Annotated in this window: 9 protein-coding genes, 2 tRNA genes and 3 rRNA genes; 6 read left to right on the top strand and 8 right to left on the bottom strand. The window is 36.7% G+C overall.

Going from position 1 to position 17,168, the window contains the following annotated elements:
• Positions 1–24: 24 nt before the first annotated feature.
• The 5 genes from QWY99_RS15315 to QWY99_RS15295 form a co-directional block, all read right to left on the bottom strand.
• Positions 25–1,584, bottom strand: coding sequence for a DUF6850 family outer membrane beta-barrel protein (locus tag QWY99_RS15315; protein WP_290266469.1), 1,560 nt, complete (start codon positions 1,582–1,584; stop codon positions 25–27).
• 67 nt (positions 1,585–1,651) lie between these two features.
• Positions 1,652–3,004 carry a DUF4876 domain-containing protein gene (locus QWY99_RS15310; RefSeq protein WP_290266468.1) on the bottom strand — a complete coding sequence of 451 codons (1,353 nt, stop codon included), beginning with the start codon at positions 3,002–3,004 and terminating at the stop codon, positions 1,652–1,654.
• Positions 3,005–3,026: 22 nt separating this feature from the next.
• The gene (locus QWY99_RS15305; protein WP_290266466.1) at positions 3,027–5,756 is read right to left on the bottom strand and encodes a TonB-dependent receptor; all 2,730 of its coding nucleotides are present in this window, start codon (positions 5,754–5,756) and stop codon (positions 3,027–3,029) included.
• A gap of 189 nt (positions 5,757–5,945) precedes the next feature.
• Complete coding sequence (locus tag QWY99_RS15300) at positions 5,946–6,380, bottom strand: SRPBCC domain-containing protein (protein WP_290266465.1); 435 nt, start codon at positions 6,378–6,380, stop codon at positions 5,946–5,948.
• Between the two features lie 83 nt (positions 6,381–6,463).
• Positions 6,464–7,036, bottom strand: coding sequence for a Crp/Fnr family transcriptional regulator (locus tag QWY99_RS15295; RefSeq protein ID WP_290266464.1), 573 nt, complete (start codon positions 7,034–7,036; stop codon positions 6,464–6,466).
• A gap of 989 nt (positions 7,037–8,025) precedes the next feature.
• Here QWY99_RS15295 and QWY99_RS15290 point away from each other — a divergent pair.
• From QWY99_RS15290 to QWY99_RS15265, 6 genes are all read left to right on the top strand, one after another.
• A 16S ribosomal RNA gene (locus QWY99_RS15290) occupies positions 8,026–9,539 on the top strand.
• Positions 9,540–9,659: 120 nt separating this feature from the next.
• Positions 9,660–9,733, top strand: a tRNA-Ile gene (locus QWY99_RS15285).
• A gap of 88 nt (positions 9,734–9,821) precedes the next feature.
• Positions 9,822–9,895 (top strand) — tRNA-Ala (locus tag QWY99_RS15280).
• A gap of 200 nt (positions 9,896–10,095) precedes the next feature.
• A 23S ribosomal RNA gene (locus tag QWY99_RS15275) occupies positions 10,096–12,980 on the top strand.
• 153 nt (positions 12,981–13,133) lie between these two features.
• A 5S ribosomal RNA gene (gene rrf / locus QWY99_RS15270) occupies positions 13,134–13,243 on the top strand.
• The 16S, 23S and 5S rRNA genes sit together here with 2 tRNA genes alongside, the layout of an rRNA operon.
• Before the next feature lie 183 nt (positions 13,244–13,426).
• Complete coding sequence (locus QWY99_RS15265; RefSeq protein ID WP_290266463.1) at positions 13,427–13,810, top strand: hypothetical protein; 384 nt, start codon at positions 13,427–13,429, stop codon at positions 13,808–13,810.
• Between the two features lie 239 nt (positions 13,811–14,049).
• Here the strand turns inward: QWY99_RS15265 and QWY99_RS15260 are convergent, their stop codons facing one another.
• The 3 genes from QWY99_RS15260 to QWY99_RS15250 all read right to left on the bottom strand — a co-directional run bounded on the left by QWY99_RS15260 (position 14,050) and on the right by QWY99_RS15250 (position 16,961).
• Positions 14,050–15,003, bottom strand: coding sequence for a transketolase family protein (locus tag QWY99_RS15260; protein WP_290268238.1), 954 nt, complete (start codon positions 15,001–15,003; stop codon positions 14,050–14,052).
• Positions 15,004–15,078: 75 nt separating this feature from the next.
• Positions 15,079–15,927 carry a transketolase gene (locus QWY99_RS15255; RefSeq protein ID WP_290266462.1) on the bottom strand — a complete coding sequence of 283 codons (849 nt, stop codon included), beginning with the start codon at positions 15,925–15,927 and terminating at the stop codon, positions 15,079–15,081.
• A gap of 173 nt (positions 15,928–16,100) precedes the next feature.
• Positions 16,101–16,961: a polysaccharide deacetylase family protein gene (locus QWY99_RS15250; RefSeq protein ID WP_290266461.1), complete on the bottom strand. Its 861-nt coding sequence runs from the start codon at positions 16,959–16,961 to the stop codon at positions 16,101–16,103.
• Between the last annotated feature and the right edge of the window lie 207 nt (positions 16,962–17,168).

Genomic DNA, 17,168 nt, shown 5'->3' with positions numbered 1-17,168 from the left:
ATTATTTTTTGATTATCATAAAATTTAATAATTTATCGAAATTCCACCATTGAAATAAGTGCTTGCTTTCGTATTTAAATTGGCATAGTATTCTAAATATTTATTGTCTAATGCCGTTAATGTTTTATAATTTATAAAAAGTTGAAGTGTTTTTTTCTTAGGTAATTTGATATAATAATTAGCTACAATATTCGATTGTAATTTTGAAGTACTATCATAAGCATGATCCGGTATAATCACATTATCTGCAAAAGAAGTATTTGAAGAAGTCGGTATAAATACCAGACCTTCATTTAAAGCTACATAATAATTTACACCAAATTCGAGATTCAATTTGTTCTTCTCATTAACAAAAAGATCTCTGTTGAATACCGCCTGAATCTCTAAAGTGTTTAATTTTTTATTTGTGTTTCCTAATAAATCAATGTATTTATGTTTCGCATAAGCACCAATTAGCTCAAAATTATAAAGTACACGATCGTTTTCCTTTTTAATAATGCCGCTGCTAAGTTGCAAACGATCTAAATTCATTCTGTAGTTTTGTCCATTTTCTGCTACCGAAAAATTATCTCCTTGACCAGCACTATATTCTAGTTGTAGCTTATAATCTTTAAACTCTCCGTCGTGATAATAATTCAATTTTGCAGTATTCGAATAATAACGATAGCGGTACTGTCTTAAATCTTTTTGGATGTAAATATTACTATTAGCATCTTTTCTGTATAAATCCTCCATAGCTTTATTAAATCGATAAGTCACACCCAAGCTATTTCTATCATTCTGAAATTGATATCCTAAACCAAAATTTTTATCAATCGTATTGTAGATGTATTTATTATAAGACGAATTAAAAACGACACGACCATATCCTGAAGAAAAAGTCGTGAATGTCTCTGGATAGGCAGGTGCATTTTGAGTATCATCAACATAATCGATGTCACCAGTCTCTGTTTTTTTTGACATTCCTACAGAACCAAACACGCGATGATCCTTATAAACATAACCACCATGTAATTCTCCTCCGTATTTACTTAGTGCGATTTGAGGACGCGGATCAATTTTTCTATAATTTTTGCTATTGATGTAAAAAACAGTTGCCCCCAACAAGATATTATTCTCTAATTGATAGGATGCACCTCCATTTAAATTATAATTTTGAATCTCCCAGTTTCCTTTCTTTGGAGCGAAATAATAATTAGGAGAAAGTACATTTTGATTTTCGGTACGTTCTGTTGTAAGGTTATATCCTAAACCATCTTCATGTATTTGATTGTATATAAAATTTCCAAAAAGACGTAATCGCGGTTTTATATTGAAAATCCCATGAGTAGAAAAAGCATATTTAGTAGATTTTTCAGCAGTTTGTACACGTTTAAAAGGCGTTAACTTTTGCTCAAAATCAATTTGAGTTTGAGTAAAATCACTTAAATCTTGAGTTGTAAAAAAGAGGGGAGTTTCATATAATCGAACCTCAATATCGTTATAGAAAGAGTTTTGTCTGACCAATAAACTATCAGTAAGTTGCGCTTGTGCAGCACAACTCAGTAGTAGTAAAAAAAATAGTATTGCTTTTTTTGAAATCATTTTTAAGATTCTAACTTGTTTGAAAAATAAAACTAACACGTTGTCATTTTATTCCTTTCTTGATAATTTAGTTTGTAAAACCTCTAGGATTTGCCATAGGCAATTTCACAAAATCATTAGCCGAATTATTACTGTCTTCTAAAATTCTACGCCCGTTAACAATGCTTTTAGTCTTTCTAATAACAGATTGCGAGTTAAATGCAGCATCACAATTAGTAAAAGAAGCATCTATTTCAGAAGGTAACATTTTTGGTCTTTGAGAACTAGGATTGAAATTCTGTAAATCAACACCATCAATAATATCTTTTGTCGGTATTTGGACAAAGAATTTAGTTTTACTATCTATTACAGCTATAGATGGATCAGAGTAATCCGGAAATTTATTTAAATCGTCAGTACGGAAAATAATAAAACTATCTCTACCAGGATTATCTATTAAAAAATCCTGATTACCGCTATCGTATCCAGCACGACCCCAATAACCAATCTCCATATCTTTAACTGCAGGGTTTTGAATATCATAACGAAAAACATCTTTACCTTTTGATAAAAGATAATCACCTAAATACACTTCAAAATCAGCACCGCTTAAATCAATAGTCAAATCTGGGTTTTTAACACTCACAGGAATACCAGTATTATCTACTAAAGGTGATTTGTGGTTAATTGCTGTTTGAGCGATAACAATGCTTTCGCCAGCTTTTATAGGGTATTGTGTTCCAGTACCCGGAATCCTAATCACATAATCAGCATAAACATTTTTAGTATTTGCATCAGCTCCAGATGTCATTCCAATTGATTTACTCCAGTCGTACTGACCGTTTGCCAAAGTAAAAGAGCTTTGAGTAGTATTATTTTTACCATAAAGCTGACCAATATACAAACCATCTGCATATATCACCTCGTTAGAGTTATTATAAATTTCGATAAATTGATCACGATATGATGCGCCTTGTGATGCGTGAGAACCAGCATAATAGATTTGCTTTATAACTAAATCTCCAATCCTAGCAGCCTTCAATTCAATATTGGTTGAAGTAATATTAGCGTTAACAGTTACATTTTCTTGTACCCCATTAAACGTTATCGTTTCGGTCGAAGGAGTAAATTGAAACAATTCAAAAAATTCTTGACTTGTTAGGACTTTCGTTGCTGTTATGTTATAAGTCCCTGGAAGGATATTTGCAAAACTAGCAATTCCATTAGCTGTTGAAGTAGCTTTATAAATGTCTCCAGTATTCGTATTCGTTAAAACGACATTTCCAGCATTAACCACTAGACCATTATATTGATCCTTATCGTATTTTAAATTTACAGTAAAAGAAACAGGTTGTAAGTTAGTACCACCTCCAAATTCATCATTGATAGAGCAAGAAAAAAAGGTAACTGCAATAGCAAATAATAGGATTATATTTTTCATAAAATTGAAGTTGTATTAAAATTTAAAATTGATATTCGATCTTGGTTCCAAATGATAGTTGAACCATGTCGGGTTTTATACGCTGTACATAAGCACCATTAACAAGGTTAATTTCTGTTTGTTTAAGATCTAGGAAATTATTAGCATAGAAAGAAAATCGAAATCCATTAAGGAAATCTTTCGAAACTCGCAGATTGAAGTTGTGATATACTTTTTGAAGCTCTCTGTCATAAGCAGATTTTGTTTTCATAATATGTCCGTAAAGAGCCGTGTTGTTCTGGTCTTCTTTAGGAATTAAAACCTTGTTTAGGTTTTGGTCTAAATAAGCATATAATTCGTTGTCTTTAGTGTAATTATTATCGTTTATAATAAAATGTTCACTTCTAACCGCGATCACCATACCAATTTTAGGTAAATGGTAACTTATATTTCCGGATAAATTAAAACCTTTATAATTCTCATCATAAGGTTTGTATAAGCCATATTTTTCAGGTGTTTTAGCATCGGTAGAACGATAATAACTATCAACATCATTGCGATTTGTAGTTTGTACATAACTTCCGTTAAAGTCAAAAGAGATGTTTTTAATAAAAGTTTTATCAAAATTCATAAAAAACTCGATACCTTTATCCTTCGATACATACTTGTTCACCAACTGCGTTTGTAAATAGTAAAAAGGCGAATATCCTGTAATGGTATAAGTAGGAGTTTGATTTCCATTATAGTTAATTTGCAGATCAGCAACCTGACGTGTTGTAGGGAGTTGTTGACTTGTAATTCCGTCATATAAATTATTATAAAAACCAGTAACGTTTACGGTAGCAAAAGGGAGTTTATAATCAAAACCAATTTCGGAACGCAAACTTTTTGAAGGTTTTAAATTTTCATTATTAGGGTAATCGATAAAAGTCTGAACGATTCCTAAATTATAATAACCCGGTAATCTGTAGTCACCTAAAACAGCATCATAATAGCGAGGTCCAGTATAAACCTGATTTAAAGAAGGAGCTTTAGAGGTTAAACCAAATCCACCACGAATCTTAAAATTATCCTGTGCATAAGAAGTGTTAATACGTGGTGCTAAAAAGGAATAACCGTATTGATTATCGTAGCGTAAACCAGCATCAATAGTTAAAGCACTTCGATCCCAATTTTTCACCATATTGTCTTCAGCGTAAAGTGAAAATTGGTATTCAGCCAAAACATTATCAGCATAATTATAAGGACGGAAAGCCTGTCCTGAACCACCATTACCATTTGTAAAAGCACTGTTCATAGTTTCGGGGCTTCCTAAGCGTCCACGGCCTTTATTATCGCTCATTCTAATAGCAGTACCATAAGATATATTATGTATCCAGCTATCAGAAGAGATAGACTTATGTAAATCAGCAGATAAAAAAGAAGAAATAGGAATACCTTCAACTGCTTTTATACTTGTGTAGCTAGGAAGAGTATAGCTTCCTTCATAAACTCCTTCAGCAGTGCTAGTACCTACTATAGTTCCACCAACATTTACTACTTTCGATTCAAAAGTATTTTGTTCACCATATGAAAAATTGAAATTCACATCTAAATTATCAAAATAGCTATCAGAAAAATTCATTTTAAAGCGATTAGAAATCGAAAGATCTGTCTTCTTATTTTTAACTATCTTATCATCTGTCCCTTCAGCCTCATAATTAACATTGTCATTATTAAAACCATAGTCTACAGAAAACGAATTACGAATATTTTTATTAGCCCAACTCCACATCAAGCTTGTATTAACACGATCATATTTCGTATAAGAAACACGCGGTTCTGAGTTGGATTTAGTATAATTTAAACTAGCATTTAAAAAACCAAAATCATCACTGATTTTAAACCCCTTAGAAAAACCATATTCGCTAGTTCCATCTCTCAATGATGCATAAATTCTAAAAGGAGATTGTCCAGCTTTTTGTTCAATTTTAATTAATCCTGAAGTCAAATCACCATATTTAGCAGATGGAATACCTTGAACAACTTCAATTTTTTCAATATTTCCTGTTGAAATCTGTCTTAGATCGGCCCCAAAATTCGCATTAGAAAAATAACCGTTAAAATCATTGGCAGAAGGATCACCAAAACCAAGTAAGTTTGGCGAAAATGGACCTGTGCCATTTGCCCCATAGTTCCCTACATAGGATTGCATATTTTCATTATTCGAAATAGGAATTCCATCAACTACGATCGCAGTTCCAAAAGATTTGTTACCATAGGCACTATTGCTAATTGTATTAGGTTTTACAGTCCTAAAAGCAATAGTCTTAAACTCATTCATGTCAAAATTAGTAGTAGCCTGACCAGGTAATTGTTCTAAAACATCGCTAAGAGAAAAAGCCTGAACTTGATTAATAGCTTGTTTTCCCATGATAATTTCTGAGAAGTTTTTTCCTTTTCGAGCAGTAACAATAATTTCTTTTAACCTTAAATCGTCATTTTCTAACGTTACAACTATAGGTTTTAAAACTTGTTCTTTAGTGTAAACGATATTTTTTTCTTGTTTTCCTAATAAATGGAAATTCAAGTTAAATTGTTTAGTATCGTTTAATTTGATTTCAAAATATCCCTTTTCGTCAGTTATTGTCCATTTGTTCGATTCTACATCTAAAACAGTAACGCTTTGTAAAGGTTTTTGAGTTATACTTTCAATAACATGTCCTTTTACTAAGAGTTGCTGAGCTGAAATAGCAGTAGTGATAAAGAAGAATAAAATAACGAAATATTTCAATTTAAAAGAGTTTTTAAAATTTTTGCAAATATAAAACATTTAAATTTATTTAGACTTAGACCAAATAGCTTTGTTTGGTTCTTTTGTCTTTTTCATGGTTTAATTAACTGTAAAACGATCGATTGTAAAAATTTTCAGATATAAAAAATGATAGTTTACTAAAGAGTAAAAAGGAGCTTCTTTTGTAGTTTATTTTTCAGCCAGTTTTTTTACTTCTTCAATCATTGCTTCGAATCCTCGTCTTGTATTATCATTAAGCATTTTTTTGAAGATTGGTACAAGAATGCCTGTGAAATTTTCGTATTGTACAAGAGTAGTTGTGCCGTTTCCGTTGTCAGTAAGTTCGAAATTATGTTCTCCGTCAAAAACGCCTCGTATTATAAATATACCCAGCCAACTTATTTTTTTGTTGACATCAAAAGCAGTAACTGTTGGTTTGAATATGGTTACTTTTGCTTCCGGTGGGGCTATTCTGACCATGATTTTTTTACCTACTTCAAAATCACCCGTTAATAGTGTTATAAACGGATTCCAATTAGGGTAGTTTTTAAAGTCGGTAAGTATTGCCCAAACTTTATTAGGAGTTGCATTAATTACGATTTCGGTGCTTAATAAAAATGGCATAGTTGCTGTTTTGTTTGTTATCGTTTTCTGTATAACAAAGGTCTTGCGTAAAACTGATTTTACTCTTGATAAAAATCAAGAATTTAAGTCGATAGCTTTTTTCTAATTCTGCTAAAAGTCTCTGGAGTCATCCCAAGCATCGAAGCTATATATTGAAGCGGAACCTGATTAAATAATGCCTTGTTGTTTTCAAAAAAATGAAGATATCTTTCCTCTGCCGACATAGATAAATGATTATGAATCCGATCCTCCATCATTGTTAGGCATCTAATCAAGAACGTTCTTTCGAGTTCAGTCCAGTTAGGAACAAGGCTTTCTATTTTAGTATAATCTTCTTTAGTAATAATAAACAGTTCAGTATTCTCCAAAGCTTGAATTGTCCAACGTGAAGGACTGCCAAAAAAGAAGCTTGAAAAATCCGTACCAAAATATCCCCTTGTTGCTATCCATTGCGTAACTTCAATTCCGTTAGGGATTGCAAAGACTCTTAAGAAACCAGATTTGATAAAGCAAAATTTGTCACATAACTTTCCTTCCGTTAAGAGGCAGTTGCTTTTTTTTAAAGTTACCTGATTAAAAAGAGAGCTTACCGCAGTCAATTCGCTGGGCTGAATTATCTCAAAATGAGAATTTATATATTGTTCAAGTTCAGTCATAAGTTATAGAGATGCTAGAAATAGTGATGCTAACGTCGAAACATGGCGCTCAGTAGATAATCAGGAAGGAGAGTTTGCTGAATACCTTTATCAAAGATAGCAGAAGTTCTACTTATATAAGCGAAATTGGTTTTAAGTAAAATGAGATATGAATTCTTGATTAACGCTATTTGTCAATTTTAAAAAGGTATAATATATATGTAGAAGTTTATACCATATATAGGAGTGATTTTTATCAGGAGCTTTTACCTGCTATGCGCTTCAATCTTGTCCTTTTTAAAGAAAAAAGGGCAAGGATTTCCGCTTCTATCAGGGCTAGTAGGGGTAAAATACAGGATATGCTACCTATTTAACGACAATATAATAAGCTTTCTGTCTTTGCGTCTTCGCGAGAACCCCAGTAAAAGAGAGTGAAAACAAGGAAAGAGAATGCTGTCCCGCAGAAAAACCTCATAAAACTCAAAAACAACCAAATCGTAAAGATAGTGTTATCAATACATTAAGAAATAAACGCAAAATAAAGGTAAAAACACAAGCGGAAAGTATTGTTTATCTAGAAAAAGGTGGTAGTTTTGCACCCGCAACAAACAAGACGTTCACTGAAATACTGACAAGTAAACAATCAAAATTAGAAACGAAAGTTTTAAAAATAAAGATTAAAAAAAGCTTGTGAGTTTGGAAAACGAAAGTTACATTTGCACCCCGCAAAAGAAGCGAAGTTCCTTGAAATACTGCTAAGATAAGAAGAAAATTAGAAATAAAAATTTCTAAAAAAAACTTCAAAAATATCTTGCCAGTTAAAAAGGAGTTCATTACTTTTGCACCCGCTTTGAGAAACAAGCGACACAAAAATAAAGAGAAAGTTCTTAGATATATTGAATTGACAGCCGTTTCGAAAGAGATTTCGAAACAAATAATAAAGAGTAATAGAATCGCAAGATTTGAATATAACCGATAGAATCTGAGTCGCAATATAATATAAAAAATATACGATGAAGAGTTTGATCCTGGCTCAGGATGAACGCTAGCGGCAGGCTTAACACATGCAAGTCGAGGGGTATGCTTCTTCGGGAGCAGAGACCGGCGCACGGGTGCGTAACGCGTATGCAATCTACCTTTTACAGAGGGATAGCCCAGAGAAATTTGGATTAATACCTCATAGCATTGCAGAATGGCATCATTCAGCAATTAAAGTCACAACGGTAAAAGATGAGCATGCGTCCCATTAGCTAGTTGGTAAGGTAACGGCTTACCAAGGCTACGATGGGTAGGGGTCCTGAGAGGGAGATCCCCCACACTGGTACTGAGACACGGACCAGACTCCTACGGGAGGCAGCAGTGAGGAATATTGGACAATGGGCGCAAGCCTGATCCAGCCATGCCGCGTGCAGGATGACGGTCCTATGGATTGTAAACTGCTTTTATACAGGAAGAAACCCTGGTTCGTGAACCAGCTTGACGGTACTGTAAGAATAAGGATCGGCTAACTCCGTGCCAGCAGCCGCGGTAATACGGAGGATCCAAGCGTTATCCGGAATCATTGGGTTTAAAGGGTCCGTAGGCGGTTTAGTAAGTCAGTGGTGAAAGCCCATCGCTCAACGGTGGAACGGCCATTGATACTGCTAAACTTGAATTATTAGGAAGTAACTAGAATATGTAGTGTAGCGGTGAAATGCTTAGAGATTACATGGAATACCAATTGCGAAGGCAGGTTACTACTAATTGATTGACGCTGATGGACGAAAGCGTGGGTAGCGAACAGGATTAGATACCCTGGTAGTCCACGCCGTAAACGATGGATACTAGCTGTTGGGAGCAATCTCAGTGGCTAAGCGAAAGTGATAAGTATCCCACCTGGGGAGTACGTTCGCAAGAATGAAACTCAAAGGAATTGACGGGGGCCCGCACAAGCGGTGGAGCATGTGGTTTAATTCGATGATACGCGAGGAACCTTACCAAGGCTTAAATGTAGTTTGACCGATTTGGAAACAGATTTTTCGCAAGACAAATTACAAGGTGCTGCATGGTTGTCGTCAGCTCGTGCCGTGAGGTGTCAGGTTAAGTCCTATAACGAGCGCAACCCCTGTTGTTAGTTGCCAGCGAGTCATGTCGGGAACTCTAACAAGACTGCCAGTGCAAACTGTGAGGAAGGTGGGGATGACGTCAAATCATCACGGCCCTTACGCCTTGGGCTACACACGTGCTACAATGGCCGGTACAGAGAGCAGCCACTGGGCGACCAGGAGCGAATCTATAAAACCGGTCACAGTTCGGATCGGAGTCTGCAACTCGACTCCGTGAAGCTGGAATCGCTAGTAATCGGATATCAGCCATGATCCGGTGAATACGTTCCCGGGCCTTGTACACACCGCCCGTCAAGCCATGGAAGCTGGGGGTGCCTGAAGTCGGTGACCGCAAGGAGCTGCCTAGGGTAAAACTGGTAACTAGGGCTAAGTCGTAACAAGGTAGCCGTACCGGAAGGTGCGGCTGGAACACCTCCTTTCTAGAGCCTTAGTGTTAGCTATATGCACGCTAGGGAAAGAAGACGAAAGATACTAAAGGTTCATCTCTAAAGATTATATTACTCTGCTGTTAGTTCAAATAATAAATTTAAGTAAAACAGAGTCTCGTAGCTCAGCTGGTTAGAGTACTACACTGATAATGTAGGGGTCGGCAGTTCGAGTCTGCCCGGGACTACTATTTAAAACTTAAATAAAAGGAAATTTTAGAAGTTGAGCATTTATGAGTGAATTCATAACTCATAATTCATCATCATTTTAAAAATGGGGGATTAGCTCAGCTGGCTAGAGCGCCTGCCTTGCACGCAGGAGGTCAACGGTTCGACTCCGTTATTCTCCACTATCTTTAAGAAGATAGAATATAGAAAAAAAGAATATAGATTAAGTCTATACTCTAATCTCTATTTTCTTAATCTAAAAAGAAAAAGTTCATTGACATATTGAGATAAGAAAATAATAAAAAGTAGAAAGCGTTTTTATTGAGTAGCAATACAAAATATAAAAACAAAAAAAAACGGTCATATTAAATTATGATTGGTACAATAAGCAAAATAAGGGCGTATGGGGGATGCCTTGGCTCTCAGAGGCGATGAAAGGCGTGATAAGCTGCGAAAAGCTACGGGGATCGGCACACACGAATTGATCCGTAGATACCTGAATGGGGCAACCCACTATGTTGAAGACATAGTACACCGATAGGTGGGCAAACCCGCTGAACTGAAACATCTAAGTAGGCGGAGGAGAAGAAAACAAAAGTGATTCCGTAAGTAGTGGCGAGCGAACGCGGATTAGCCCAAACCAACCATGTTACGGCATGATTGGGGTTGTAGGACCACGAGATTTCTTGCACAAAGAATTAGAATCTACTGGAAAGTAGAACCATAGAGGGTGATAGTCCCGTATAGGTAATGAGTGTAAAGGATAGTGGTATCCTGAGTAGGGCGGGGCACGTGAAACCCTGTCTGAATTTGGCGGGACCATCCGCTAAGGCTAAATACTCCTGAGAGACCGATAGTGAACCAGTACCGTGAGGGAAAGGTGAAAAGAACCGTGAATAACGGAGTGAAATAGATCCTGAAACCATACGCTTACAAGCGGTCGGAGCCCTTTCGTGGGGTGACGGCGTGCCTTTTGCATAATGAGCCTACGAGTTAACGTTGCTGGCAAGGATAAGTGGTTAAGCCACGGATCCGTAGCGAAAGCGAGTCTGAATAGGGCGCTTTAGTCAGTAGTGTTAGACGCGAAACCGTGTGATCTACCCATGGGCAGGTTGAAGCTGTGGTAACACACAGTGGAGGACCGAACCGGTTGACGTTGAAAAGTCTTCGGATGACCTGTGGGTAGGGGTGAAAGGCCAATCAAACTCGGAAATAGCTCGTACTCCCCGAAATGCATTTAGGTGCAGCGTTGTGCATAAAGTTATATAGAGGTAGAGCTACTGATTGGATGCGGGGGCTTCACCGCCTACCAATTCCTGACAAACTCCGAATGCTATATAATGTTTCACAACAGTGAGGGCTTGGGTGCTAAGGTCCAAGTCCGAGAGGGAAAGAACCCAGACCATCAGCTAAGGTCCCCAAATATATGTTAAGTTGAAAGAACGAGGTTTGTCTGCCCAGACAGCTAGGATGTTGGCTTGGAAGCAGCCATTCATTTAAAGAGTGCGTAACAGCTCACTAGTCGAGCGGACGAGCATGGATAATAATCGGGCATAAACATATTACCGAAGCTATGGATTTACAGTTTACTGTAAGTGGTAGGGGAGCATTCTAACAGGGTTGAAGGTGTATCGTAAGGTATGCTGGACTGGTTAGAAAAGAAAATGTAGGCATAAGTAACGATAATGCGGGCGAGAAACCCGCACACCGAAAAACTAAGGTTTCCACAGCTATGCTAATCAGCTGTGGGTTAGTCTGGTCCTAAGGCGAACCCGAAAGGGACAGTCGATGGCTAACGGGTTAATATTCCCGTACTACTAATTACTGTGATGGGGTGACGGAGTGATGAAAGCGCCGCGAACTGACGGAATAGTTCGTTGAAGTACCTACCTATAAGCTGTGCAGGCAAATCCACACGGCTTGGGGAAATACGATAGTACTCGGAGACTTCGGTTGAAGAGATAGTGCGCCTAAGGGCTTCCAAGAAAAACCTCTAAACTTCAGGTAATTAGTACCAGTACCGTAAACCGACACAGGTAGTTGAGGAGAGAATCCTAAGGTGCTCGAGAGATTCATGGCTAAGGAATTAGGCAAAATAGACCTGTAACTTCGGGAGAAAGGTCGCCAGCAGCAATGCTGGCCGCAGTGAAGAGGTCCAGGCGACTGTTTATCAAAAACACAGGGCTCTGCAAAATCGTAAGATGAAGTATAGGGCCTGACACCTGCCCGGTGCTGGAAGGTTAAGAGGAGATGTTATCTTCGGAGAAGCATTGAATTGAAGCCCCAGTAAACGGCGGCCGTAACTATAACGGTCCTAAGGTAGCGAAATTCCTTGTCGGGTAAGTTCCGACCTGCACGAATGGTGTAACGATCTGGACACTGTCTCAGCCATGAGCTCGGTGAAATTGTAGTAGCGGTGAAGATGCCGCTTACCCGCAGTGGGACGAAAAGACCCTGTGCACCTTTACTATAGCTTAGTATTGACCTTGGATAAATGATGTGTAGGATAGGTTGGAGACTGTGAAGTGGCGTCGCTAGGCGTTGTGGAGTCATTGTTGAAATACAACCCTTTGTTTATCTGAGGCCTAACCCCGTGATTGCGGGGGACATTGCTTGGTGGGTAGTTTGACTGGGGTGGTCGCCTCCAAAAGAGTAACGGAGGCTTCTAAAGGTTCCCTCAGTACGCTTGGTAACCGTGCGTAGAGTGCAATGGCATAAGGGAGCTTGACTGAGAGACATACAGGTCGATCAGGTACGAAAGTAGAGCATAGTGATCCGGTGGTTCCGCATGGAAGGGCCATCGCTCAAAGGATAAAAGGTACGCCGGGGATAACAGGCTGATCTCCCCCAAGAGCTCATATCGACGGGGGGGTTTGGCACCTCGATGTCGGCTCGTCACATCCTGGGGCTGGAGAAGGTCCCAAGGGTTGGGCTGTTCGCCCATTAAAGTGGCACGCGAGCTGGGTTCAGAACGTCGTGAGACAGTTCGGTCTCTATCTACTGTGGGCGCAAGAAATTTGAGTGGATCTGATTCTAGTACGAGAGGACCGAATTGGACAAACCTCTAGTGTATCTGTTGTTCCGCCAGGAGCACCGCAGAGTAGCTACGTTTGGAAGGGATAAGCGCTGAAAGCATATAAGCGCGAAACCCACCACAAGATGAGATTTCTTTTAAGGATCGTGGGAGATGACCACGTTGATAGGCTATAGATGTAAAGGCAGTAATGTCATAGTCGAGTAGTACTAATAATCCGTAAGCTTATGTACACCTTTTCCCCACACTACGGTGTGGGGGAGAAACTTTCTAAATAAATTATATTTTTTTTTATCTCAGTGTGTTAAGATATTGTTCACTTGATAATTAATAATCAACAATTAATAATTAACAATTGATAAGTTGTCCAAAGCAACTAACGACCTTAAGGTGGTTATTGCGGCGGGGCTCACCTCTTCCCATCCCGAACAGAGTAGTTAAGCCCGCCTGCGCAGATGGTACTGCAGTTATGTGGGAGAGTATGTCGTCGCCTTTCTTTAAAACCCTGTTTCTAACGAAACAGGGTTTTTTTTTTGACTAATTTTGTCCTTCTGAGGGATGAAGAACCTCCGCAAGAAATTATAATATGTTTTAATTAAAACAGAGCTTGTTTTGGTTTTTGAGTTGTTTAGATAGGTACTGTAATATTGCTATGCACCTACCGTAAAAAAAAAGTATTATGAATTTAAATGATTTCAATAGGTTGGACGAAGTTATCTCTAAAAACGATTTTCATCTTCTTTTAGGTCAAGTGTTTTTACATAAAGATAATTTATCAAAGGATATATTAATAGATTGTATAAATATTTTAGGAGATAAATTTTCTAAGTTTTACGATTATAATGAGCTAAAGAATAAGGAAAGATTTGAACTATCTAATACGTTAATTGGAATAACGGATTTTACGGATTTTGATAGTATAGAACAATTAATCGGAATTATGTTTTGTTTTCGTTTAAATGATTATTGTTTGTATTTAAAGTGTAACTTATTAAATATTTATTCAGATGTAATTATTAAGGAAATCCAAGCTGCGATAATAGAATATGAAACATTATTATAAATAATGCTTACAATACAATATGTTAAAAGATTTTAATTCTGATTGGTGTAGTTTAAGAGTTTATTAGTTTTCAAAATATACTCGGCTCGAGGTTTATCGTTTCAGTCTTAGAGCTCATGTGTTAACTCTTATTTAATGAGATTATATTAATTTATTATTTTAAATAATGTGCTTTTGTGATTTAGATGTATAAAAAAAGCCTGCTCATTGAGCAGGCTTTGGTTGTATTTTAAAAGAAATTATTTTCTTTTGATTACTCTTTCTACAGCTTCAACAATCGCTTGATTGTTTAGTTTGTATTTTTCCATTAATTGCTCAGGAGTACCAGATTCTCCGAAACTATCATTAACAGCTACAAACTCTTGCGGAGCTGGATTGTTTAATGCTAATACTCTAGAAACGCTTTCTCCAAGACCTCCAAGGATATTGTGTTCTTCGGCGGTAACAACACATTTTGTTTTAGATAAAGATTTCAATATTGCTTCTTCATCAAGAGGTTTGATTGTGTGAATATTGATTACTTCAGCAGAGATACCTTTAGCTTCTAATGCTTCTGCAGCAATAAGTGCTTCCCAAACTAAGTGTCCAGTTGCAATAATTGTTACATCTGTACCTTCATTTAATAAAATTGCTTTTCCGATTACGAAAGGCTCGTCTGCAGGTGTGAAATTAGGCACAACTGGACGTCCAAAACGTAAATATGCTGGGCCGTGGTGGTCAGCTAATGCAAGTGTTGCAGCTTTAGTTTGATTGTAATCGCAAGTATTGATTACTGTCATTCCTGGTAACATTTTCATTAAACCAATATCTTCTAAGATTTGGTGTGTAGCACCATCTTCACCAAGTGTTAATCCTGCGTGAGATGCACAGATTTTTACATTTTTATCTGAATAAGCTACAGATTGACGAATTTGGTCGTAAACTCTTCCTGTTGAGAAGTTAGCGAAAGTTCCTGTAAATGGAATTTTACCTCCAATTGTTAAACCTGCTGCAATTCCAATCATGTTTGCTTCTGCAATTCCGATTTGGAAAAAACGCTCTGGGTGATTTTTTTTGAAGTCATCAAATTTTAATGAACCAATTAAATCAGCACATAGAGCAACAACATTTTCGTTTTTTTGACCTAGTTCAGTCATTCCCGCTCCGAAACCTGAACGAGTATCTTTACTTCCTGTATTTGTGTATTTTTTCATTTTTTTGTTGCTATAAGCAATAGGCTTTACTGTTAATAAGCTTTCAATCTTATTATGTAAAGACATGATGCTTTTTTAATAATCTGCTAAAGTTGATGTGTTTTGATTTAAGGCATTTTCTAATTGCTCGTTATTTGGAGCTTTACCATGCCATGCATGAGTATGCATCATAAAATCTACACCATTACCCATTTCAGTATGTAATAAAACACAAACAGGTTTACCTTTTCCAGTTTTTGATTTAGCATCTGCCATACCAGCTAGAATAGCATCGATATTGTTTCCTTCTTTAATGTCAATAACATCCCAATCAAAAGCTTCAAATTTAGCACGGATACTTCCCATTGCTAAAACTTCATCTGTAGTTCCGTCAATTTGCTTTCCGTTTAAGTCGATAGTTGCAATAAGGTTATCAACTTTCTTTGCAGAAGCATACATGATAGCTTCCCAGTTTTGACCTTCTTGTAATTCTCCATCACCATGTAATGTGTATACAATATGATTGTCTCCATTTAGTTTTTTAGCTTGAGCAGCTCCAAGTGCTACAGATAATCCTTGTCCTAAAGAACCTGAAGCAATACGTACTCCTGGTAATCCTTCGTGAGTTGTAGGGTGACCTTGTAAACGTGAGTTTAATAATCTAAAAGTTGCTAATTCTGAAACTGGAAAATAACCACTTCTTGCTAAAACGCTATAAAATACTGGAGAAATATGACCATTTGAAAGGAAGAAAAGATCTTCTCCAATCCCGTCCATATCAAAACCTTCTTTGCGGTCCATTATATTTTGGTATAAAGACACCAAAAATTCAGTACAACCTAATGACCCACCTGGGTGTCCTGAGTTGACAGCATGTACCATTCGAAGAATATCTCTTCTTACTTGGATAGTTAAATCGCTTAATTGTTGTGTGTTGGGCTTCATTTTGTGTGTAAAAGTTAAACTAAGGCAAATATAATTTTTATTTGGGGTTAAGACAAATGATTTTAAAGGAAATGTACTTTTTGAATTATTATGGGTTTCGTTTTTTACGAGGTGGTGTTTTTGTGTTTAATGGGTTAATTTGGAGCTTGGTCTAAAGTTTTGGATAACTGAAATTACATAACTTGTTGTATTTCTCTCCATGTTATTAATTGAATGTTATTGTTTTTTAATTTAGACTTACATGTTTCGCTTGTGAAGTAGTCTAAGTCAATTTGTCTCCATTTTGAGCCGAAATTTGGATGATTTTTTGTGACTGCTTGCATTTCATTATCATCGTATGCTGGATGTAGTAAGAAAACATTAAATCCGGGTTTAATATTGTCTAAAGCTTCTTCATAAGATTTTTTGAGCTCACCTTTTTCGAAGTCAGTATAGTTTCCGATTAGGAGATTGTCTGCCAAAAGGGTGTTTTCGAAGTCGTATTTTTCGGTGGATAGACTCACTGACTCTACAAATTGTTTGTTTATGAAAACAGGTAGATTATATTCTTTTCCTAGTGCTTTGTATGTATCCAAGAATTCTGGTGATACACCGACACTGCACATGTGAGAATCAAGATGTGTTGGTTTTAATCCGAAGTGTAATGCTTTTTCGATTTGGGCACGAAGTTCTTTTTCAACTTCATCTGATTTTGCATTATTCATGAATTCGGTTCTATTTTTATAAAAATAGCCGTTTATATCTACTAATGATGGAACTTCGGTAATAGGTAGTACTGGTCCGAATTTATAATTTTCCCACTCGCAGGTGAGTGTTAAATGGATTCCATTATCAATATGGGGATTGTCTTTGGCGAAGTTTGCTATTTCATAAAACCATGGACAAGGTACCATAATACTGTATGAATTAATCATTCCGTTTTGAAGCGCTTGTATTGTGGCTCTGTTTTCAGAATGTGATAATCCTGCATCATCAGCATGAATGATTAATAATTTACTGTCTTTGTGATATCCTAGTTTCTGTGCTAAGTTCATTTTGGTTGATTTGTGTTTAATGCATTTGATTCAAATTTAGGCGTTTTTTTTGCATAAGGGATAGTAGCGACATCCTTTTATGTAATGAATATGGAGTAAAAGATATAGCGAATAGCCCGACCCGAAGGGAGATGCGCAAATTAATTCATAAAACATATTTAAATTTTTTAGTTATCTAATTATCTAAATTTCAAATTAGACTATCTT

The organism is Flavobacterium branchiarum (assembly GCF_030409845.1).
Classification (GTDB): Bacteria; Bacteroidota; Bacteroidia; order Flavobacteriales; family Flavobacteriaceae; genus Flavobacterium; species Flavobacterium branchiarum.
This window is presented reverse-complemented; position numbering and strand designations above follow the sequence as displayed.